This is a genomic window from Micromonospora sp. NPDC048930, from assembly GCF_043197935.1.
Taxonomy (GTDB): domain Bacteria; phylum Actinomycetota; class Actinomycetes; order Mycobacteriales; family Micromonosporaceae; genus Micromonospora.
In genome coordinates, this window is the sequence record NZ_JBICUB010000011.1 from 45,420 (window position 1) to 66,537 (window position 21,118).

Annotated in this window: 15 protein-coding genes; 8 read left to right on the top strand and 7 right to left on the bottom strand. The window is 73.6% G+C overall.

The annotated features are described in order from the left end of the window. Positions 1-555: 555 nt before the first annotated feature. From ACGFI9_RS26050 to ACGFI9_RS26070, 5 genes are all read left to right on the top strand, one after another. Complete coding sequence (locus ACGFI9_RS26050; RefSeq protein ID WP_393181847.1) at positions 556-3,066, top strand: glycosyltransferase; 2,511 nt, start codon at positions 556-558, stop codon at positions 3,064-3,066. Next, positions 3,063-4,724 (top strand): ArnT family glycosyltransferase, encoded by a 1,662-nt coding sequence (locus ACGFI9_RS26055; RefSeq protein ID WP_393181850.1) that lies wholly within the window; start codon positions 3,063-3,065, stop codon positions 4,722-4,724. The genes ACGFI9_RS26050 and ACGFI9_RS26055 overlap by 4 nt, the downstream gene beginning before the upstream one ends. Then, the gene (locus ACGFI9_RS26060; protein WP_393181852.1) at positions 4,721-6,094 is read left to right on the top strand and encodes an alkaline phosphatase family protein; all 1,374 of its coding nucleotides are present in this window, start codon (positions 4,721-4,723) and stop codon (positions 6,092-6,094) included. The genes ACGFI9_RS26055 and ACGFI9_RS26060 overlap by 4 nt, the downstream gene beginning before the upstream one ends. Beyond that, the gene (locus ACGFI9_RS26065) at positions 6,085-8,364 is read left to right on the top strand and encodes a hypothetical protein (protein ID WP_393181855.1); all 2,280 of its coding nucleotides are present in this window, start codon (positions 6,085-6,087) and stop codon (positions 8,362-8,364) included. Before ACGFI9_RS26060 ends, ACGFI9_RS26065 begins: the two co-directional genes overlap by 10 nt. 61 nt (positions 8,365-8,425) lie before the next feature. Beyond that, entirely contained in the window at positions 8,426-11,263 is a 2,838-nt protein-coding gene (locus tag ACGFI9_RS26070) for a DNRLRE domain-containing protein (RefSeq protein ID WP_393181858.1), read from the top strand. Between the two features lie 97 nt (positions 11,264-11,360). Here the strand turns inward: ACGFI9_RS26070 and ACGFI9_RS26075 are convergent, their stop codons facing one another. Then, entirely contained in the window at positions 11,361-12,563 is a 1,203-nt protein-coding gene (locus ACGFI9_RS26075) for a lycopene cyclase family protein (RefSeq protein WP_393181860.1), read from the bottom strand. A 107-nt stretch (positions 12,564-12,670) separates the two neighbouring features. On the opposite strand from ACGFI9_RS26075, the gene ACGFI9_RS26080 reads away from it, so the two are divergent. Next, positions 12,671-13,735 carry a Gfo/Idh/MocA family oxidoreductase gene (locus tag ACGFI9_RS26080; RefSeq protein ID WP_393181863.1) on the top strand — a complete coding sequence of 355 codons (1,065 nt, stop codon included), beginning with the start codon at positions 12,671-12,673 and terminating at the stop codon, positions 13,733-13,735. Positions 13,736-13,794: 59 nt separating this feature from the next. On the opposite strand, the gene ACGFI9_RS26085 is transcribed toward ACGFI9_RS26080, so the two are convergent. The 3 genes from ACGFI9_RS26085 to ACGFI9_RS26095 form a co-directional block, all read right to left on the bottom strand. Beyond that, positions 13,795-15,051: an MFS transporter gene (locus tag ACGFI9_RS26085; RefSeq protein WP_393181866.1), complete on the bottom strand. Its 1,257-nt coding sequence runs from the start codon at positions 15,049-15,051 to the stop codon at positions 13,795-13,797. Between the two features lie 169 nt (positions 15,052-15,220). Further along, positions 15,221-16,171: a hypothetical protein gene (locus tag ACGFI9_RS26090; protein WP_393181868.1), complete on the bottom strand. Its 951-nt coding sequence runs from the start codon at positions 16,169-16,171 to the stop codon at positions 15,221-15,223. Next, positions 16,168-16,431: a nucleotidyltransferase domain-containing protein gene (locus ACGFI9_RS26095; RefSeq protein WP_393181870.1), complete on the bottom strand. Its 264-nt coding sequence runs from the start codon at positions 16,429-16,431 to the stop codon at positions 16,168-16,170. The genes ACGFI9_RS26090 and ACGFI9_RS26095 overlap by 4 nt, the downstream gene beginning before the upstream one ends. A gap of 69 nt (positions 16,432-16,500) precedes the next feature. On the opposite strand from ACGFI9_RS26095, the gene ACGFI9_RS26100 reads away from it, so the two are divergent. After that, the gene (locus ACGFI9_RS26100) at positions 16,501-17,010 is read left to right on the top strand and encodes a pyridoxamine 5'-phosphate oxidase family protein (RefSeq protein ID WP_393181872.1); all 510 of its coding nucleotides are present in this window, start codon (positions 16,501-16,503) and stop codon (positions 17,008-17,010) included. Positions 17,011-17,089: 79 nt separating this feature from the next. Here ACGFI9_RS26100 and ACGFI9_RS26105 read toward each other — a convergent pair whose 3' ends face one another. After that, on the bottom strand, positions 17,090-17,704 hold the full coding sequence (locus ACGFI9_RS26105; protein ID WP_393181874.1) for a hypothetical protein: 615 nt from the start codon (positions 17,702-17,704) through the stop codon (positions 17,090-17,092). A 36-nt stretch (positions 17,705-17,740) separates the two neighbouring features. Further along, positions 17,741-19,027: a vanadium-dependent haloperoxidase gene (locus ACGFI9_RS26110; RefSeq protein WP_393181876.1), complete on the bottom strand. Its 1,287-nt coding sequence runs from the start codon at positions 19,025-19,027 to the stop codon at positions 17,741-17,743. 140 nt (positions 19,028-19,167) lie between these two features. On the opposite strand from ACGFI9_RS26110, the gene ACGFI9_RS26115 reads away from it, so the two are divergent. Next, positions 19,168-19,677, top strand: a complete 510-nt coding sequence (locus ACGFI9_RS26115; protein WP_393181878.1) for a DinB family protein — start codon at positions 19,168-19,170, stop codon at positions 19,675-19,677. 61 nt (positions 19,678-19,738) lie between these two features. Here the strand turns inward: ACGFI9_RS26115 and ACGFI9_RS26120 are convergent, their stop codons facing one another. Then, a complete protein-coding gene (locus ACGFI9_RS26120) occupies positions 19,739-20,959 on the bottom strand; it encodes a low temperature requirement protein A (protein ID WP_393181879.1) in 1,221 nt (406 codons plus the stop codon). Positions 20,960-21,118: the final 159 nt, after the last annotated feature.

Below are 21,118 nucleotides of genomic sequence, written 5' to 3' on the forward strand. Positions count from 1 at the left end.
GGTAAACCGGCCACACCGTTCGGGGAAATCCTCGGGTGGCCCGGTGGACACCGGCCGATACTTTACGCAGCAAACACTCAGCCGAATGGCCACAGCGACGTCACCCGAAACAATTCCGGGCGGTAGCTGTAGGTGAAGGAAAATCCCGGCGTTGTCGGCTCGGCCCGCTATTAGTGGTGGTGCCGCACACCGTTACGGGAAACGCTTTCCGGTGCGCTGAAGACCCGCCACGACGGCTCCGTGCGACGTAGATTGATCTGTCACTCAGGGCTACGAGAGGTTTACCTAACCCTCCGCCACGCCGGGCGCAGGTGTGATTTCCCGGGCGGGACGGCGCGCGAGCAGGTGTCACCTTCACGACTGTTTGACTGTTAGACACCTCGTGTTTGGCCTTCGTACTCTCTGACGACACCGCGGTCACCCCGCCAATATCCATCGCGCCAAAAGCAAGCCGGAACACCGTTTCGCGCATTTTTCCGGCTGGCTTCTGCGCTGTTTCCGAGCCGGATATCCGGCGGCTCAGCACTGCCTGAAGTGCACCTGATGGAGGGTCGAATGACCGAAGTTGCACACGCACCCTCGGCCGGTACGGACGACGGCGAAGCCGGGAATCCGGACGGCAAGCAGCGACGACCTCGGCACCGGCCCGACTCGGACCTGACGCCGCGCCACCTGCACCGGCCCGCGTCGGACCGGCAGGTTCGGCTGAGCGTCGTCGTACCGACCCGCAACGAGGCGGAGAACATTCCCACGCTGCTGGCCCGCCTGGGCCAGGCCCTCGCACCGTTGTCCGCGGAGATCATCTTTGTGGACGACAGCGACGACGACACGGTGGACGTCCTGACCCGACACGCGGCCGACACTCCGGTCGCCGTACGCCTGCTGCACCGGCCACCGAACGCCCGTGCCGGCGGGCTGAGCGGCGCCGTGCTGAGTGGCGCGCGGCACGCCCACGGCGAATGGGTCATGGTGATGGACGCGGACCTGCAGCACCCGCCGGAGTCGGCGGGCAGGCTGGCGGCCATCGCGATGCGGCACGACGTGGACGTGGTGATCGGCACCCGCTACGCCGGGGAGGGCTCCCACGAAGGGCTGGGCGGCGCCGCCCGCGAGGCCACCTCGTCGTGGGCCACCCGCCTCGCGAAGAGCCTGTTCCCGCGACGCCTGACGACCATCAGCGATCCGATGAGCGGCCTGTTCGCCTTCCGCCGGTCGGCCGTCGACCTGGACCGGATGAACCCCATCGGCTTCAAGGTGCTGTTGGAACTGCTGGTCCGCCACCCCGGCGCCCGGATCGCGGAGGTCGCCTACGAGATGGCGCACCGGCACGCCGGCCGGTCCAAGGCGTCGCTCCGGGAGGGGCTCACCTTCCTGCGGCACCTGTCCCGGCTGCGCAGCCGGCGGCTGGTCGGCCAGATGCGGGAGCGCCCGGCCGCCGCCCGCGACCGCCTGTCGGAGCTGATCAGGCTGGTCGCGTTCGGGCTGGTCGGGTTGTCCGGCATGGCGGTGAACACGGCCGCCCTGTGGTTCTTCTACGAGCCGGCCAACCTGCACCACCTGCTGGGCGCCACGCTGGCGACCCAGCTGTCGACGGCGTGGAACTTCGTCCTCGTCGACCTGCTCGTCTACCGGCGCAACCGGCAGGGCTCCCGGGCCGGGCGGGCGGGCCGCTTCTTCCTGCTGAACAACGCCCTGCTGCTGCTGCGGCTGCCGGCTCTGCAGGCGCTGATCTGGGCCGGCGTCGGGATCCTGACCGCGAACGCGCTCAGCCTGGTCGCGTTCTTCCTCGTCCGGTTCCTGATCAACGACCGGGTCATCTACTCCCCGGGCAGCACCGGCCGGCGCGATCCGGTCCGGATGCTGGTCAACCTGAAGGCTCCCGAGGCCGTCGCCGCTCCCTCGCGCAAGCGGTACCAGTACCTGAAGTACCGGTACGACGTGGCCGGGGTGGTCTCCATCGGCTCCCAGATCATGCTGCCGGAGCTGGAGTTCTTCCGCGCCCAGTGGGTCGCCGACTCGGACGTCGACATCGCGGTGCGGGTCAGTGACGTGGGCGGTCGGGGGCCACGGCGCCGGGCCGCCATGACCGAGTACGCGGACGAGTCGGTCCTGCGGTACGAGGAGCACCTGGGCCGGCTGGGGGCGAACTTCCGGATCCGGCTCGGCTCGCCGATCGACATCCAGGTCGGGCCGCTGCTCGCCCGGTCGCCGCACGTGGTCTACACCAACATCATCGAGGCGCTGCTGCGGTTCGTGCTCGTCTCGCGGGGGCACATGCTCCTGCACTCGGCGTGCGTCAACCTGAACGGCGTCGGGGTGATGCTCTCCGCCCTCACCGACACGGGCAAGACCGCCACCGTGCTGCGCCTGCTGCGCGACCACGGCGGGCTGTTCCTCTCCGACGACATGACGCTGATCGGCCCCGACGGCGTGGCGACGTGCTTCCCCAAGCCGCTGACCATCAGCGCGCACACCCTGCGCGCGGTGCAGGCCCAGGACCTGACCCCGGCCGAGTGGCGCCGGCTGCAGTTCCAGAGCCGGCTGCACTCCAAGGGCGGCCGCTCGCTGGCGCTGACCCTGAGCCGGTTCAACGTGCCGATCATGGGCATCAACGCCATCACCCAGCGGCTCGTCCCGCCACCGAAGTACAGCGTCGACCGGCTGGTCCCCTGCCGCATCGGCACCAGCACCCGGGTGGAGGAGCTGTTCATCATCGAACGCGGCACGCCGCGGCTCAGCGAACTCGGCAAGGACGAGACGCTGGAGCGGATGATCCAGAACACCGACGACGCCTACGGGTTCCCGCCGTTCCGCTACCTGGCGCCGGCGATCACCATCGACGGGCACGGGTACGCGGAGCTGCGCCAGCGGGAGCGGGAGATCCTCGCCGGGTTCCTGTCCCACGTACGCAGTCGGGTGCTGGCCTCCGACCGGTTCGGCTGGGCCGATGAGATCCCGGACCTGTTGCGGGCCGAACGCGGCGACCTGCCGGCCCCGCAGCAGGTGATCCTGCCGGCCTGGCCGCGGTGGAGTGGGACGTTGGCGCCGAGCGGAGCTGGTGCGTGAGCGTCACCGGATCCTCGGTGGAGGAGGTGGAGCACGACCCCACGACGGTCGTGCTCCACCCCGCCACGTCCCCGTCGGCCGGGCCGAGGTCGGGCCCGGACGGCAGCGGCGAGGGGCAGCGGCAGCGCCGGTGGGCGGTGCCGTCCGCCCTCGTGGCCATCGCGGCGCTCGCGCTGCTGATCAGGGTGTGGCGGCTGGACGCCCTCGGCTTCAACAGCGACGAGGCCGTCTACGCGGGGCAGGCGGCCTCGCTCGCCGGGAACCCGAACTACACGCCGTTCTTCCCGGTGTTCCGCGCCCACCCGATGCTCTTCCAGGCCCTCCTGTCGCCGTTCTTCCGGACCGGCGAGGCGGACGTGGCCGGGCGGGTGGTGGTGGCCGTGCTCGGCGTGGCGACGGTGCTCGCCGTCCACCTGCTCGGCGCCCGGCTCTACGGACGGCCGGTCGGACTGGTCGCGGCGCTGCTCGTCGCGGTCATGCCGTACCACGTGATCGTCACCCGGCAGGTCCTCCTCGACGGGCCGATGGTCCTGTTCGCGACGCTCACCCTGTACTGCCTGGTGCGGTTCGTGCAGAGCCAGCAGGCGCTCTGGTACGTCGCGGCCGGCGGCATGCTGGGCCTGACGATGCTGACCAAGGAGACGAGCGTCGTCCTGGCCGGCGGCGTCTACGCGTTCCTGGCGCTGACCCCGACGGTGCGGCGGCCGGTGCGGCTGTCACTGCTGGCCGTCGCCGCGACGGCGGTGGTCTTCGCCACCCACCCGGTCTCGCAGGCGCTGGCCGGGCACAGCCGGACCGGTAAGAGCTATCTGGTGTGGCAGCTCTTCCGGCGGCCCAACCACTCGATGAGCTTCTACCTGGAGACGGTGCCGCCGGCGATGGGGCTGCTCGTGGTCGCGGCGGCCGCGGGTGGCCTCTGGTGGCTGCGCCGGCACCGGTCCTGGCGGGAGACGCTGCTGCTGTCCTGGCTCGCCGCGCCGGTGCTGTTCTTCCAACTGTGGCCGGTCAAGGGCTTCCAGTACCTGCTGCCCGCCGTGGCCCCCGTCGCGGTGCTCGCCGCGCGGGCGTTGACCGGGATGCCGCTGCCGCAGCGGCTCGGCCGCCTGTTCCGCCGGGCCGGCCGGTCACCGGGCGCCGGGCCGGCCCGGATGCTGCCCACCGTGCGGGCGGCCGTGCTCGCGGTGGTCACCCTGAGCCTGCTGGTGCCCAGCTGGAACGCGGTCAACCGGGCCGACAACGCCACCTTCCTCGCCGGGTCGGGCGGGGTGCCGGGCGGCCGGGAGGCCGGCCGGTGGGTGGCCGCGAACACACCCGCGGGGTCGGTGGTGCTGACCCTCGGCCCCTCGATGGCCAACATCATCCAGTACTACGGCCATCGCCGTAGCTACGGGCTCTCGGTGAGCCCGAACCCCCTGCGGCGCAACCCGTCGTACGAGCCGCTGCCCAACCCCGACTGGTGGCTGCGCCACAACGACCTGCACTACGTCGTCTGGGACTCGTTCTCGGCCGGGCGCTCGGCGTTCTTCGCCGAGCGGTTGATGGTCCTGATCCGCCGTTACCACGGCCGGGTCGTGCACACCGAATACGTCGACGGGACCGACCCCACGGGGGCACCGGTCCCGGTTCCCGTGGTCATCATCTACGAGGTACGCCCATGACCGACCCCACCCGCCCCCGCCGCCGCGTCGGTCGCCTGGCGACCCGGGCGCTGCTCGCCGTCGGCCTGCTGGTGCTCGCGAACCCGGCCGCGGCCGCGCACGCCGCACCCCGGGCGGCGGCCCCGGTGGGCCCCACCACCCCGATCGACCACTTCGTCTTCCTGATGCAGGAGAACCACACCTTCGACAACTACTTCGGCACCCGGCCGGGGGTCGACGGGATCCCCCCGGACACCTGCATGCCGGTGCGCCGGGGTCGGGCCGAGCCCTGCGTCAAGCCGTTCCACCTGGGCGAGCTGGGCAGCCTGGACCTCGACCACACCGCCGAGGCGTTCCGGGTCCAGTACAACGGCGGCCGGATGGACGGCTTCGTCGAGGGGGTGAGCACACAGGGCAAGGACGGCAAGCTGGCGATGGCCTACTACGACGACCGCGACCTGCCGTACTACTGGAACATCGCCGACGAGTACGTGCTCTTCGACCGCTTCTTCAGCTCGTCCAACTCGGGCAGCATCCGCAACCACATGTTCCGGGTGACCGGCAGCCCGGGGGCCACCGGGCCGTCGGAGTCGATCCCGGCGCAGGGCTGGGGCGACATTCCGACGATCTTCGACCGGTTGGAGGCCGCCGGGATCAGCTGGAAGTTCTACGTGGAGAACTACGACCCCACGATCACCTTCCGCTCCCGCACCAGCGCGGAGGACGTCGACCGGGGAGCGCAGGTGATCTGGGTGCCCCTGCTCGGCTACGCGCGCTACGTCGACGATCCCCGGCTGTTCAGCAGGATCGTGGACCTGGACCAGTACTACGACGACGCCGCCAAGGGCCGGTTGCCCGCCGTCTCCTTCATCGCGCCGGCCGGGGACAGCGAGCACCCGCCGGGCAGCATCCGGGCCGGCCAGAACCTCGTCCGGACCCTGCTGACCCAGCTCATGCGCTCACCGGACTGGGACTCGTCGGCGTTCCTGTGGTCGTACGACGACTGGGGCGGCTGGTACGACCACGTGCGGCCGCCGCAGGTCGACGCCTACGGATACGGCTTCCGGGTGCCCGCCCTGCTGGTGAGCCCGTACGCGAAGCGCGGACACGTCGACCACACCACCCTCGACTTCACCTCGGCGTTGAAGTTCATCGAGGTCAACTGGCGACTGAAACCGCTGGCCGACCGGGACCGCAAGGCGAACACCTTCCTCGACGCCTTCGACTTCGACCGACCACCACGGCCGGCGGTGTTCCTCAGCACCGAGCGGACACCCGCGGTGGTGCGCAGACCGGACCCGGTCCCGGTGTACGCCTCGTACGCGGTGACGGGCAGCCTGGTGACGGCGCTGGTGTGCGCCGCGGCGCTGCGGCGGCGGCGATGGACGTGACCCGGCGGATCGCCCGGGCGGCCCTGCTGTCACTGGCCGCGGCTGTGCTGACGGTCGTCGTGCTGCCCACGGCCGCGAGCGCCGGACCCGCCTCGACGCGACCCGGAATCCTGCACCTGCAGACGGTGCCGCCGCTGCCCGGCGTGGTGGTGCGGGTGGACGGGCAGTCGGCCCGGTCCGACGCCAGGGGCCGGCTCCAGGTCCGGGTCCGCAACTTCGTCGACCTGGCGAAGCGCCTCGTCGTCCCGGAGACGCGGATCGGCCCGGATCGCAAGGTCGTCTTCGACCGGTTCCGGGGCGACGTCGACGCCGGGGCGCGCGGCAGGACCGTGGAGCTGGGTCTGCGTACCGCCCGGCTGGTGTCGTGGAGTTACCTCGACCGGTTCGGCAACGCGGTGCCGACGGACCGGGTCACCGCCATGCGACTGCGCAGCAACACCGGCGAGATCCACGACCTGGCGGGCGCCGAGTTGACCCGGCCGCTCTGGGTCGCCGAGAGCCGCACCCAGCAGGGCCCGCAGGGACTGGTGTCCAAGCAGCTCTACTACGTGGTCGACAGCGCGATGGTCGACGGCACCTCGGTGGTCAACCGGGCCGGGCAGCGGTTCGTGCCGTGGGAGCAGCAGGCGTGGGTGGTGCAGCTGCTCTTCTTCCGCGTCGCGTTCACCGCGACCGACATGTTCTTCACCCGGCAGGTCGGCGACGGCATCGAACTCACCCGCGCCGACGGCGGCATCGAGCGGCTGCGGTTCGGCCGTGACGGCACGGCGGTGGTGCCCGACCTGCCGCGCGGCACGTACACCATCACCGTCTTCGGCGGCGGCGTGTCGTTCGGACGTCCGGTCAGCATCAGCAAGGACCAGGAGGTGACCCTCACCGTCATCAGCCCGGCCGACCTGACCCTGGTGACCCTCGCCGTCCTGGGCGTCGCGGTGGGCCTGGTGCTGCTCGGCCGGCCGCACCTGCTCGCCCGGCTGCGCCGGGCCGGCCGCGCCCTGACCACCCGGAACCGGGTGCGGCCACGCCCGGGACCGAGGCACCGCCGACCGTGGTGGCCGGCTCGGGCGGGCGCGACACCGGAGCCGGTCGAGGAGGACCAGGCGCCGGCGCCGCTGCGGGCCGGGATCACGCTGGTGGTGCTGCTGGCCGCGCTGGCCGTCCCGCTCCTGCCGCCCGGCATCGCGCGGGCCGACGTCGCTCACCGGTCGGACACCCCGCGCCCGTCGGCGGCTCCCGTCCCGGTCCTCGCCTACTACTACATCTGGTTCAACCCGACGTCCTGGAACCGCGCGAAGATCGACTATCCGCTGCTCGGGCGCTACTCCAGCGACGACGTCGAGATCATGCGGCGGCACGTACGGATGGCGAAGACCGCCGGCATCAACGGGTTCCTGGTGTCCTGGAAACACACCCCGCAACTCGACGAGCGCCTGGCCAAGCTCGTCGAGGTGGCCCGGGAGGAACACTTCCGCCTGGGCATCGTGTACCAGGGGCTGGACTTCGCCCGTACCCCGCTGGCCTTCGACACCGTCCGTACGGACCTGTCGTACTTCGCCACCCGCTACGCCACCGACCCGGTCTTCGACATCTTCGGCCGACCGGTGGTGGTCTGGACCGGCAGCGACCGCTTCACGGCGGCGCAGATCCAGGCCACGGTCGGTGACGTACGCGGGAAACTGCTGGTCCTCGGCAACGCCAAGAGCCTCGAGGACGTCGAGACGAGCCAGGGCGTGCTGGACGGTCAGGCCTACTACTGGTCCTCCGTGGACCCGGTGGCCGGCACCAGCGGGAAGAAGCTGGCGGAGATGTCCCGCGCGGTGCACCAGCGGGGCGGATTGTGGATCGCCCCGGTGACGCCCGGGTTCGACGCGCGGCTGGTCGGCGGCAAGCGGGAGGTCCCGCGCCGTGCGGGTGACACGCTGCGGGCCTCCTTCGCCGCGGCGCGCCTCTCCGACCCGGACGCGCTCGGGGTGATCAGTTGGAACGAGTTCAGCGAGAACACCCACATCGAGCCGAGCGAACGTTTCGGCGCGGCCGACATCAACGTGCTCGCCGACCTGCTCGGCGTCCGCGTCGACGTGGCCGCACCGGTGGACAGCAGCGAGCCGGGCGACGGGGACCACTGGGGGCTGAGCGCCTGGGGGGCCCTGCTCGTCACCGGCGCGGCGGCGGTGGCGTTACCGCTGGGGATGCTCGTCCGGCGACGTCGCGCGCCGGCCGGTGTCCCGCACGGCCGGCCGGCCGACGTGAACGACGCCGGCGACCGGTGATGCCCATCCGCTCCTGGGGAGGCCGCGGTTCCCGTTCCGCACACAAGCTGGAGGTCCACCCATGAGTTCAGGCAGAGCGACCCCGCCACGGGTCGCGTCAGCAGCCATCGCGCTGGTCGTCGCCGCCGGACTGACCCTGACCGCGAGCGGCCGCGCGGTCAGCGCCTCCGCCACCTGCCGCACGTCGACCGCGGCGAGCGGCCTCTACACCGTGCTGGTCTGTGTCACGCAACCGGGGAGCGGCAGCACGATCGCCGGCGACACCGTCGTGACGGCGACCGTCAACGTCACCACCGGCACGAGCCCCGGGGTGGCCAAGACCGAGTGGTCCCTGGACGGCCAGCACCTGCTCACGGACTTCCAGTCGCCGCACCAGTTCACCCTCTCCTCCGCGGACTTCGCGGACGGCGCGCACACGCTCGGCGTCTCGGCGAGGATGCGCGACGGGTACGCCAGCCCGGAGACCACCCTCGCCGTCACCTTCGCCAACGGCAACGCCACCGCCCCGCCGAACACCGGGCAGTGGTCGGTCCCGCCCATCCAGGCACGCGGTCCGCAGGAACCCTTCGTCGTGGCGGCCGTCGGCGACGGCGCCGGCGGCGAGACCAACGCGGTGAACGTCAGCAACGCGCTCGTCGGGTGGAACCCGGACCTGTTCCTCTACCTCGGCGACGTGTACGAGGAGGGCACGCTGACCGAGTTCAAGAACTGGTACGGCGGGTCGGCCGCGTTCTTCGGGCGGCTGCGCGGGGTCACCACCCCGGTCGTCGGCAACCACGAGTACGACGGCAACCGGGCCGACGGCTACTTCCACTTCTGGGACAACATCCCGCACTACTACAGCTACGACGCCAACGGCTGGCACTTCATCGCCATCGACTCGACCAGCAACTACAACAAGGTCGCCCCGGGCACCCCGCAGTACGAGTGGCTCGCGGCGGACCTGGCCGCCAACCGCAGCCCGTGCACGATGGTGTTCTGGCACCACCCCCTGTTCAGCGTCGGCTCCGAGGACCCGGCGCCGCGGATGCAGGCCATGTGGGACCTCATGGCCGCACACCACGTCACGCTGCTGGCCAGCGCGCACGACCACAACTACCAGCGTTGGACGCCGATGGGCGCGGGCGGGGTGCCCGTCGCCGACGGCATCGTCGAACTGGTGGTGGGCGGCGGGGGCCACTCGAGTCAGGGCTTCGCCAGCTCGGACCCCCGGGTGGTGAGGACGAACAAGAGCTACGGCGCGATGCGCATGGAACTCTTCGGCAACCGCGCGGAACTGCAGTACCACGCGGCCGGCGCCACGGGCACCACGCTGGTCGACTCGTCCACGGTGTCCTGCAAGGGCGCGGACGGGCTGGCGCCGACCACACCCACCGGCGTGACCGCGACCCTGAACCCGGCCCCGTCGGTGACCCTCGGCTGGTCCCCGGCCACCGACAACTACGGCGTGACCGGCTACCGCGTCTACCGCGACGGCAGCGCGGTGGCCGACCTGCCGGCGAGCGCGACCGCCTGGACGGACACCGCCGTCGCCGGCGCGACCCGGTACGAGTACGTCGTGGACGCGGTGGACGCGGCCGGGAACCGGTCCGCCGGCAGCCCGCCGGTCGTGGTGACCGCCCCCGGCCCGGACACCACGCCCCCCACCGTTCCGGGCGGGTTGGCCGCCGTGGCCTCCCCCGACGCGGTGACCCTGACCTGGTCGGCCGCGAGCGACAACGTCGGCGTCACGGGGTACGAGGTGCTCCGCGACGGCGTGGTGGTGGCGACGGCACCGGGCACCACGTACGTCGACGGCGACGTGCCGGCGAACGAGGTGCACGTGTGGACCGTGCGCGCGGTGGACTCGGCCGCGAACACCAGCGCCGAATCCGACCCGGTCAGCGCGGTGCGGGACACCCTGGCACCGACCGCCCCACCGAACCTGCGGGTCGACGGCGTGGCACCCGGCGCGGTCGGCCTCGCCTGGGACGCGGCGAGCGACAACGTCGGCGTCGCGCGGTACCGGGTGTTCCGGGACGGCGGCCTGCTGGCGGAGACGTCGGCCCGGACCTTCGTCGACGACACGGTGGGCACCGCCCGCACGTCGTACACCTATGTGGTGGCGGCGGTCGACGCTGCGGGGAACGCTTCCGCGCCGAGCAACCCGGTGACCGTCACGACCGCCGACGCCACCCCACCCACCACCCCCGCCGACCTGCGGGCCTCGGCCGCCGGGCCGAACCGGGTCGACCTGTCCTGGGACGCCGCGACGGACGACTCCGGCGTGGCGGGATACCGGGTGTACCGCGACGGCACGGCCATCGGCACCGCGACCGGCCTGTCCTTCACCGACACCACCGCGCTGTCGGAGACCTCCTATTCCTACGCGGTCGCCGCCTTCGACGCGGCGGGCAACTCGTCGGGCCCGAGCACGCCGGCCCTGGTCACCACGCCGGCGGCCACCCCGCTTGTGGCGGTGGCGGACACCTACGTCAAGGCGTCCAGTCCGACCAGCAACTACGGCAGCACCCCGGTGGTGCGGGTCGACGGGGATCCGGTCACCAACGCGTACCTGAAGTTCACGGTGTCCGGGCAGACCGGCTCGGTGCTTCGCGCCCGGCTGCGGATCTGGGTCGCGGCCGGCTCGTCCAGTGGCTTCGTGGTCCGTCCGGTCGCCGACTCGACCTGGTCGGAGACGTCGACGAACTGGAACAACGCGCCCGCCATCGGCAGCACGTCGGTGGCGGCCAGCGGTCGGACGACGAGCGGCACCTGGGTGATCCTCGACATCACGCCCCTGGTCAGCGGGAACGGCACGGTCACCGTCGGGCTGACATCCAGCGGCGCCTCGTCCAGCAGCTACGGCAGCCGCGAGTCCGACACGCCCCCGCAACTGCTGCTGGACACGACGTCATGAGGGGCGGCGGCTGAGATCGAAGCCGTTCCCGGCAGGGGTGGAGGGCCGGCAGCGGGCCGGCCCCGAACCCGCGGCAGCAGCCGGCGCAGGACGATCCTCACCGGCGCGCTGCCGTCGGGTCGCGGCGCAGCCGGCCGCGCACCCGGCCGGCGGCGTCACCGAGCACCGCGCCGGTCATCGGCAGCAGCGGGCTGGACCGCATCACCGCCAGTTCCTCGGCCGGGGTCGTCGCCCCGTCCAGGAAGCGCAGCACCCGCTCGGCCGGGTTGCGGTCGAAGAGCCGCGTGAAGAAGTCCACCCCATCGACGTGCCCCCGGTCCAGGGCACGCAGCGCCACCGCGTCCAGCCACCGGTGCCGGCGCGGGTACGCGGGCGCCGGCACCGGTGGGCGGCCGGCGGCGATCGCCCGGGCCACCTGGTCGGCCTGGCGCAGCATGGCGGAGAAGGTGAACCCGGTGGCGGGGCGGGTGGCGCCGCCGGCGGTGCCGAGCCGGACCACCCGCGGCGACGGGCGGGGCACGAACGGGCCGTCGGTCATCGGGATGACGCCGTGCTCCACCTCGCGCACCCGCAGCCCGCTCGGCTCCAGGCCGAGCAGGGCGGTGTAGCCGCGCAGCGCGGCGTCGTACGCGCCGTCCGCCAGCGGGGCGGGTGAGAACTCGGTGTACTCGACCAGGGCGTACCGGTCGCTGACCGGGAGCACGTAGCCGAAGGAGACGCCCCGGGCGGGCTGCGGGGTGCGGAAGTCCATCAGCACCGCGCGTTCCGGGTCGAAGGTGGGCCGCTCGGCCGCCAGCCACCAGCCGCGGAAGTGCTGGAGCCAGTTGGTCCGCCCGGGCCGCCGCGGCGGGCGGGGGCGGGAGTCGAGCACCCAGCCGGCCCGCACCAAGGGCCGCCCGTCCGGGTCGTGGACGGTCACCCGGTGACCGTCGTCGCGCAGCGCGCCCGCCGGGGCGGCGATCCGCACGGCACCCAGCCGCCGCTCGGCCGCGGCAGCCCGGTCGTAGACCGGGCCCGAGCGGAGCATGGCGTACCGGAGCGGGTCGAGCGACAGGACGCGGCGGCCGGCCGGCGTGACCACGTCGACCCGCGACCAGCTGGCGCTCAGCAGCGGGTCGAGGCCGGTGCCCGGGGTGCCCCAGAACGCCCAGGTGCGGTCCTGGCCGCGCCGACGCACCGGGTCGACCACGGCGATCCGCAGGCCGGTCACGTCGTGCCGGTCCAGCGCGGCCAGGACCAGCGAGGCGGCGCCGCCACCACCGACCAGCGCGAGGTCGACGTCGACCGGGGATGCGTCCACTCGCCCACGCTGTCACACGCCTGGCGGCCGCCGCCCAGGACCCCGACGCCGGGCCGGGCACGGCGCGTAGATTCGGGAGAGATCACCGAGGAGGACCGGGGGACGGCATGGCGCTGGCGCCGCTGCGGGTGGGGCTGCTGGGGTACGGGGTGGCCGGGCGGGTGTTCCATGCCCCGCTGATCGCCGCGACGCCAGGGCTGCGGCTGGAGGCCGTGGTGACCCGCGACCCGCAGCGCCGCGAGCAGGTGCGAGCCGAGCACCCGGACGCCCGCCTGGTCGACGACGCCGACCAGCTGTGGCGGGCCGTGGACGGCCTGGACCTGGTGGTGGTGGCGACGCCGAACCGGCAGCACGTGCCGATGGCCCGGGCGGCGGTGGCGGCGGGACTGCCGGTGGTGGTGGACAAGCCGCTCGCGCCGACGGCGGCGGAGGGCCGGGCGCTGGTCGCGGAGGCGGCCGCCGCGGGCGTGCCGCTGACCGTGTTCCAGAACCGCCGGTGGGACGGTGACTTCCTGACCGCCCGCCGGCTCGTGGCGGCGGGCGAGCTGGGCCGGGTGGGCCGGTTCGAGTCACGCTTCGAGCGCTGGCGGCCGGCGGTCAAGCCGGGCTGGCGGGAGAGCGGCGCCCCGGGCGAGGCCGGCGGGGCGCTGTTCGACCTGGGCGCCCACCTGATCGACCAGGCGGTCCAGCTTTTCGGCCCGGTGACCCGGGTGTACGCGGAGGTGGACCGGCGGCGGCCGGGCGTCGAGGTGGACGACGACGCGTTCGTGGCGTTGACCCACGCCGGCGGGGTCCGCTCGCACCTGTGGATGAGCGCGGTGGCCGCCCAGCTGGGGCCGCGGCTGCGGGTGCTGGGCGACCGGGCCGCGTACACGACGTACGGGCTGGATCCGCAGGAGGCGGCGCTGCGGGCGGGCGGCCGGCCGGGCACCCCGGGCTGGGGCGAGGTCACCCCCGCCCGGTACGGCCAGCTGGGCGCCGACGGCGAGCTGCGCCCGGTGCCCACCGAGGCGGGTCGCTACCAGGACTTCTACGCCCAGCTGGTGGCGGCGCTGCGGGACGGCGCGCCGCTGCCGGTGGACCCGGCCGAGGCGGTTGCCGTGGTGGAGCTGATCGAGCTGGCCCACCGGGCGGCCGAACAGGGCGTGACGCTGCCGGTGCCGCCGCGCTGAGGGTTGCATCTGGTCGTTGCGGCCCGTCGGCTGGGCGGACCGCGACGGCATCGGGCTCCTCAGGCGACCGGCGCCGGACTGGTCCGGTCGGTGGGCGCCGGGTCGGCGTACGCGGCGGCGACCGTGGCCCGGTCGAAGACCCGCCAGGTGGCGGCGATGACGAGCAGGGCGACGACGAAGCCCGCCCAGTAGGGCGCGGTGATCCCGAACCGGTCGGCGACCACCCCGCCGAGCAGCGCGCCGACGCAGTTGCCGCCGGCGGCGAGGAACAGGTTCGTGCTGCCCACCCGGCCCAGCAGGGCGGGCGGGGTGAGCCGCTGGCGCAGCGAGTTCGCCACCATGTTCCACAGCGAGGAGTGCACCCCGAAGGCGAACAGCGCCACCCCGACCACCGCCGCGCTGCGCGAGGCGGCCAGGGCCAGGTGCAGGCCGGCCTCGATCAGCAGGCCGATCCGCACGGTCCAGGTGGCGGTGATCGCGGCGACCAGCCGGTCCCCGACGGCCGCGCCGAGCAGCCCGCCGACCGCGATGCAGGTGAACAGTGCGCCGTAGCCGACCGAGCCGAGGCCCAGCCGGTCGGTGGCCAGCAGCACCAGCACCGCCAGCGCGGCGGTGAGGGTGACGTTCAGCAGCCCGATCAGCAGGGTCATGGTGCGCAGCAGCCGCTGGGACAGCAGCCAGCGGAACCCCTCGGCGACCTCCGCGCGCACCGAGCGGCGTCCGCCCGGGTCCGCCGCGCCCCGGTACGTCCCGGCGAGCAGCCCGACCAGGACGGCGCTGAGCGCGTACGTGCCGGCGTTGACGGCGAACGGGATGGCCGCGGCCACCAGGAAGAGGAACCCGCCGAGCGGGCCGGCCACCATGTTCTGCATGACCTGGGTGCCGCCGCCGAGCCAGCCGTTGGCCCGTTCCAGGCGGGACCGGGGCACCACCGCCGGCACCACCGCCTGGGCGGCGGTGCGGAACACCACCTCGCCGGTGTTGACCACGAACAGCACCGCGTACAGCAGGGCGATGCCGGCGCGGCCGGTGACCATCGCGGCGGCCAGCACCGCGAGCACCACCACCCGGGCCCAGTCGATGACCACCATCAGCCGGCGCCGGTCGACCCGGTCGACCAGGACCCCGCCGGGCAGCGCGAAGAGCAGCCACGGCAGCCAGGCCACGGCGGAGCCCGCCGACACGACCAGCGGATCGTCGGTCCGCGACGCCACGTACAGCGGCGCGGCGACCGTGGCCATCCCGCTGCCCAGCGCCGACATGGTGCTGGCCGTCCAGAGCCGGGCGAAGCGCCCGTCGAGCCGTTCCCCCGTCACGGCGAGGGAACCTACCAGGGATCGGCGGGGCAGCCGACCGGGTTTACGCCGCCGTGCCCGGCCACTTCCGCACGGCCGGGGCGCGGGCCAGGACCTCGTGCCCGGTGGTCGGTGTGCGTACCCTCGGGCGGCTGGTCCGGAGCGGCCATCGCCGGAGCGTGGGGCAGGGTCAGGGGCGGTCGTCCGGCCGCCAGCCGGGAGCCAGACCGCCGGCCAGCCGATCCCACTCGCCCGCTCCGCCGCGCAGCGGCCAGGCCCGGGTCCGACCCTCGGTACGCGCCGCGTCGCAAAGTGCGGCGGCGAACTGACGCGACATGGCGGCGAGCCGCACCGGCGTCACGTCCCGGTCCGCCACGTGGGCCATACGCTCCTCGTACCCGCGCTGTTCGTGCCGCTGCCAGGCGTCGCGCCACGTCGGGTCGACCGCCGGGGCGAGCACGATGACGGGGGGCGGTTTCCCCTCGGCGAGGGCGGCGACGATCCGGTCGTGGCCGTCGAGAACGGTGAGCGTGTGCAGGCCGCTGACCCACCAGAGCAGCGCGGGCGGCAGCACCCCGTCGCGGGCCTGCCGGCGCCAGGCGCGGACGCGGTCGCCGCCGGCCGGGTCGAGCCGCCGCAGCGGGAGGACGTCCCGTTGATCGTCGTCGGGATGCCCGTAGCCGAACCAGGTGATGTGGCCGCGGTCCGGGTCGACGCGGGTCAGCCGGTCCCAGTGGCCGGCGACAGCCCAGTGCGGCATGCCCTCGGCGAGCAGCCAGGCGCCTCGGTGCAGCGGGCCGTCGACGGCCTGGCCGAGCCAGGTGGCGAACCGGTGCGCCCAGCGCGCCGCCCAGGTGGTGTCGTCGGCGCTGCTGTCGAGGACCTGGCGGGCGAGCGCGGCGGTGATCGGCGGGATCGGCGAGCGGTAGCCGCCGAGTCGGGCGTAGTGGACGCCGTGGTGCCGGGGGTGTTGCCGGGCCAGCAGGACGACCCGCTCCGCCTGGCGGATCAGGAACCGGCGGGCACCGGCCGCCTCCACCCGCAGGCCGGGGTACGCGGGCGCGGCGACGTCGAGGGCGAGCCCGTGCCAGCCGCCACCCCACGCGGCGGGCAGCGGCGTACGGGCCGCCTGGCCGCTCATCCGGCCACCACCGTCGGCGCCAGCCGCCGGATCTCGGCGAGCACGTGGTCGACGTGCGGGCGGACCTGGGCGGCGCTGGTACGCCGGCTTGACACCACGAACACGTCCACGTCGCTGGCCGGCCGCAGCCCGCCGAACAGCCCGGACCCGTGCAGGTACGCCCCGAGCACGTCCGCGTCGAGCACGCTGTCCACCAGCAGCAGCACGTCCCGGAGCTGCGCCCAATGGACCCCATCGAGGGCGGGCCGGTCGAGGTTCATCGGATCAGAATGGCCGGTGGGCGCCGGACCCGCAGCCCGATATCGACCGGCCGGATGCGAAGATCACCCATGCCCGTCACGAACCCCTGGCTCGCCGGTCCCTCCCCCACCGCCCGCCTCGACCGGGCCCGGCTGGAGGAACGGATCCTCAATCTGCTCTCCGCGCAGAACATGTGCGTGCTGGCCACCGCCGGCCCGGACGGCCCGCTCGCCACCCCGGTGCGCTACTTCCACCTGGACTTCACCCTGATGTTCACCGCCGTTGCCGGCTCACCGAAGATGCGCAACCTCGCCGCCGACCCGCGGGTCTCCGTCGGGATATTCGCCCCGCTGGTCGGCCAGGCCAGCAGCCGGGGCGCGCAGGTGTTCGGCCGAGCCCGAGTGCTCCAGCCGGACGACCCGGACTTCGACCACCACTGGCCGGCGTACCGGTGGCAGTCCGACCAGGTGGAGCGGTCCCGGTCGCTCGACGAGCCGCCGACCGGGCCGCTCGTGGTGGTGCCGGCGGAGCGGATCGTCTACACCGAGCACTGGCTGCGCCGGGAGGGGTACGCACCCCGCCAGTTCTGGCGGGCCTGATCGGGCCGGTGCCCCAGCAACAGCTCGGAGACACGCAGGCCGGCGTTGCCCAGAAGGCGATGGCGCACGGGGGCAGCGGCTACCGCCCACTCTGGTCGGGGACGCCGGTGAGGGTGACGGCCATCCGGTCGGCGGCGGTACGCACCACCGCCGCGCCCGCCTCCGGGGCCTGGCCGGTGAGGACCAGCGCGCGTTCCCGGCCGACCGGGATGGCCCAGTGCGCCTGCCACCAGGCCACCCCGTCGTGCGCGTACGCCAGCTCCACGACGTCGATGTCGCCGTCCAGCACGCGCCGATCGAGGACCCGCTGTCCGGGGGCGACCAGCGCGTCCGGCCCGGCCAGCCGGGCCAGCGGCACCGGCCCCTGCGGGAAGATCATCGCCTCGTCCGGGCCGCGCAGGTAGAACGGCGTCCCGTCCGCCGGATCGGCGGGCGACTCCACGACGAAGTCCACCGGCCAGCAGAGGCTGAACGGTCCCACCTCCAGCCGCCACTCCCCCGCCGGACCCGCGTCGACGTCGACCACCCCCGGCACCGACGCGGCACCGGACCCGGCGACGGCCCGCCGCTCACCACCCTGGGAGAAGACGGTGACCGCCACCGTCGACGCCCCGGCCGACCCGGCGAAGCGGTACGGCCAGTACGGCACCAGCCGGGTGCCATGTCCGGCCAGCCTCACGAACACGTGCCCCACGCCGACCTCCCCGAAGCGGACGGCTCAGGGTAGTCCTCACGCTCGGGGGCGGAAGTGGTGCCCGACCACGTACGCGGTCGTCTGGAGGCCGATCCGCGCGCCCTGCACGTCGGCGGTGCGGGTGTGGATGCCGCCCCACACCCGGGCGTTGATCACCTCGGTGAGCGCCTGGGAGAAGCTGCGGAAGTACCGTCGGGTGCCGGAGTCGGCGCTGTAGGCGTCGAACGGGATGTCGTCCCGGCCGAAGAAGTACGCCAGCGCCGACATGGTGGCGCCGGTGTTGCAGGTGTGGCCGGACGTGTAGTCGGGGTGCGGCGGCGTGACCAGCAGCGGCGTCCAGTCGGGATCGGCGGCGGTGGCCGGGTTGCCGTCGGTGTCGCCGAGCCGGATCGCGGTGACCGGCCGCCACCGGTTCCACGCCTCCTTCTCGTTGAAGCAGGCGATGACGGCGTCCGCCTCGGCGACGTCCACCATGGCGAACATGCGGGCGGCCTGGAGGGCGTTGAGCCGCTGGGTGGTCACGAGCTGGCGCTTGATCTCCCACTCGCCGAGCCGACGGTCGTGCCACCAGATCGCCGCCTCGGTCTGGTCGGCGGTGCGTACGGTGCTGGTGGCCGAGCCGACGGCCTTGATCTCGTCGTAGTCCCGGGTGTACTGGGCGCTGGTCAGCGCCGGCGGACCGGAGGTGCGGAAGACCGACGCGCTGGGCAGCGCGAACGGCGTCATGTGGCCGACCCAGCCGCCGTCGTTGGCGTAGGCCGGCGGCGTGGGGCGCCACTGGCCGGGCTCGGTGCCCACCGGGAAGGTCTGCGGTCCGAACGCCCCGTCGTCCTGTCGGGCGGCGATCATCGCGGCGGCGGCCTGCGCGCCGACGTCGATCCCCCGTCGCTTGGCGCGACCGTCGGGAATCGCGGCCAGCGACTCGTCGTACCGTGCGGTGAGGGCGTCGTGCTGGCTCGGGAAGATCGCGTCGAGCACCCGGTACGCCGCGGCGGCGACGGCGGCGTCCACGGACTCGGACCCGTCGGCGGCCGGCGCGACCAGGTACGGCTGGTAGGGCCGGCCGGCGATGGCGTTCACCGCGTCGTAGACGGCGCCGTGCACCATGGCGGCGCCGCGCGACTGGACCTGCGGGGCCTGGCGGGCGACGTCCCAGATCGCGGTCTCGGCGTGCCGGTCCCAGGTGAGGACGGCGGCCGGCGACGCGGCGCCGGCCGACGCCTGAGCGGGCGACGGCGCGACCGCGAGCGGGGAGCCGGCGGCCAGGACGGCGACGACGGCCGCGCACGCGGCACGGCGCACGGTGCGAACCCTGCTTGTCATGAAGGTCTCTCCTCGCTGCTTCCGACCCGTCGATTCACCCCGTGTCACGAGGTCACAGCATTGAGCCACCTGACTATAGGCGTTCGCATTCGCGCCGGTCGATAGGCCGATCGGCGGTACCGTCCGGCATACTCCCGAGCATGCGCGTGCCGTTCCCGGAGCCCGGCCCGTCCGCGGACGTGCCAGCGACCTTCCTCACCTACCTCGACTACTACCGGGACACCGTCGCCGACCGGTTCGCCGGGCTGACCGACGCGCAGGCCCGCACGGCCCGGGTGCCCTCCGGCTGGACGCCGGTGGAGCTGGTGAAGCACCTGACCTTCATGGAGCGGCGCTGGTTCGTCTGGGGTTTCCTCGGGGAGCCGGTGCCGGACCCGTGGGGCGACCGCGCCGACGACCGCTGGCACGTCGGCCCGGACGAGACCGTGGCCGGACTGGTGGCCGCGCTGCGCCGGGGCGGGGCACGGACCCGGGAGATCGTGGAGTCGACGCCGCTGACGACCCCGGCCGCGCTGGGCGGCCGGTTCACCGACCCGGCCCGCCGCCCCACCCTCGCCGCGATCCTCTTCCACGTCCTGCAGGAGTACGCCCGGCACGCCGGCCACCTGGACATCGTCCGCGAGCTCGTGGACGGACGCACCGGGGAGTGACCGGCGGGCGCCGGTCCTGGTCGGACGCCGCCCCCCGGCCCGGCTCGGTCCGGGTGGACCGTCACCCGCGCGGCATCGGGCGGGCCCGGGGCCACCTACGTTCCTGCACGGCGTCGGCGAGCGCCACGCCCGCCAGGACGAGGGTGGCCACCGACGTGGCGACCAGGGGTGGCGCGTGGGCCAGCACCGGCGCGAGGGCGGGCAGCGCGATCAGCCCGGCGAGGCGAGGCCGGGACACCCGGCCGAAGATGTCGTGTTCGAGCCAGGCCCGACCGGCGATGAAGACGGTGGGGCCGCCGAGGATGACGGCCAGCCAGGCGGCCTCCACGTGCCGGCCGGGCTCGTCGATGACGAGTTCGTGCCCAACGGCGGTGGCCAGGATGCCCGCCACCATCGCCAGGTGGCTGTAGGCGGCGACCTGACTGAGCCGGGCCGGACGGCTGGCCACCGCCACCGCCTCGCGCAGCAGGAACCCGGCGCGGAAGAAGTAGACCCGCCACAACAGCACCGTGCTGACGAACGCGACGAGGAAACCCACGGTGCGATCGAGGGTCAGCGCACCGCGGCTGAAGGCCAGGCCGACGAGCGCGAAGGCCTCACCGAGCGCGATGATCAGGAACTGCTGGTACCGGTCCGCCAGGTGCTCGGCGGCGATCCGCCATTGCCCGATCCGCGCGCGGCCGAGCCCGGGCGTGGGCCAGCCGAAGAGGAGGCCCAGGTAGTCCAGGGCCACGGCGAACGTCCACAGCGCCACGGTGGCCGTGCCCGGGGCGAGAGCCGCGCCGGCGATCCACGGCGTGGCCGACACGGCGGACCAGAACAGGAGCCGGGCGGGAACCCGTTGCTGCTCGTGTCCCCGCAGCAGAATCACCAGGACGAGCGAGCGGCCGACCTGCACCCCGACGTACGCGGCCGCGAACAGCGGCGCCCGCGACCCGAACGCCTCGGGCGTCGCGACGGCCATGAGCAGGGTGCCGAGCATGATGCCGACGATGATCAGCTCGATGGCCGGTTGTTCGGGGTCGTACCGGCTGGTCACCCAGGCGGCCACCAACCACACCAGCCAGATCGCCAACAGCAGCAGCGTCGTCTGGCCGGCCGCCGCCGGCAGCCCCGCCGTGACGAAGTCGTCGACCAGCCGCTCCGAGACGCGGGCCAGCGCGAAGACGAAGATCAGGTCGAAGAACAGTTCCAGGAACGTGGCGCGGCTCGGCCCGCCGCCCTCGCGCAACAGCCTCGCGGCGCGACCTCCGCGCGCCGGTCCGTTGCCCGTCTCCGCCACCCCCGCAGTCGTACCACGCGCGTCTGCCCGGCCCGGGCACGTCGCCGAAGATGGGGCGGCAGCGGGTGCTGCCCGCGTTTCTCGTCCAGGAGGGCATACCGGCGGGCGGTACGGGTAGTCGCCGGGCGCCGGGTCCGGGTGCGTCCGCCACGAAGCCGG

Coding starts and splice junctions, on each gene's coding strand:
- ACGFI9_RS26065 (WP_393181855.1), top strand. CDS start 6,085: ATGGACGTGACCCGGCGGATCGCCCGGGCGGCCCTGCTGTCACTGGCC.
- ACGFI9_RS26050 (WP_393181847.1), top strand. CDS start 556: ATGACCGAAGTTGCACACGCACCCTCGGCCGGTACGGACGACGGCGAA.
- ACGFI9_RS26080 (WP_393181863.1), top strand. CDS start 12,671: ATGGCGCTGGCGCCGCTGCGGGTGGGGCTGCTGGGGTACGGGGTGGCC.
- ACGFI9_RS26110 (WP_393181876.1), bottom strand. CDS start 19,027: ATGACAAGCAGGGTTCGCACCGTGCGCCGTGCCGCGTGCGCGGCCGTC.
- ACGFI9_RS26090 (WP_393181868.1), bottom strand. CDS start 16,171: ATGAGCGGCCAGGCGGCCCGTACGCCGCTGCCCGCCGCGTGGGGTGGC.
- ACGFI9_RS26100 (WP_393181872.1), top strand. CDS start 16,501: ATGCCCGTCACGAACCCCTGGCTCGCCGGTCCCTCCCCCACCGCCCGC.
- ACGFI9_RS26115 (WP_393181878.1), top strand. CDS start 19,168: ATGCGCGTGCCGTTCCCGGAGCCCGGCCCGTCCGCGGACGTGCCAGCG.
- ACGFI9_RS26060 (WP_393181852.1), top strand. CDS start 4,721: ATGACCGACCCCACCCGCCCCCGCCGCCGCGTCGGTCGCCTGGCGACC.
- ACGFI9_RS26070 (WP_393181858.1), top strand. CDS start 8,426: ATGAGTTCAGGCAGAGCGACCCCGCCACGGGTCGCGTCAGCAGCCATC.
- ACGFI9_RS26095 (WP_393181870.1), bottom strand. CDS start 16,431: ATGAACCTCGACCGGCCCGCCCTCGATGGGGTCCATTGGGCGCAGCTC.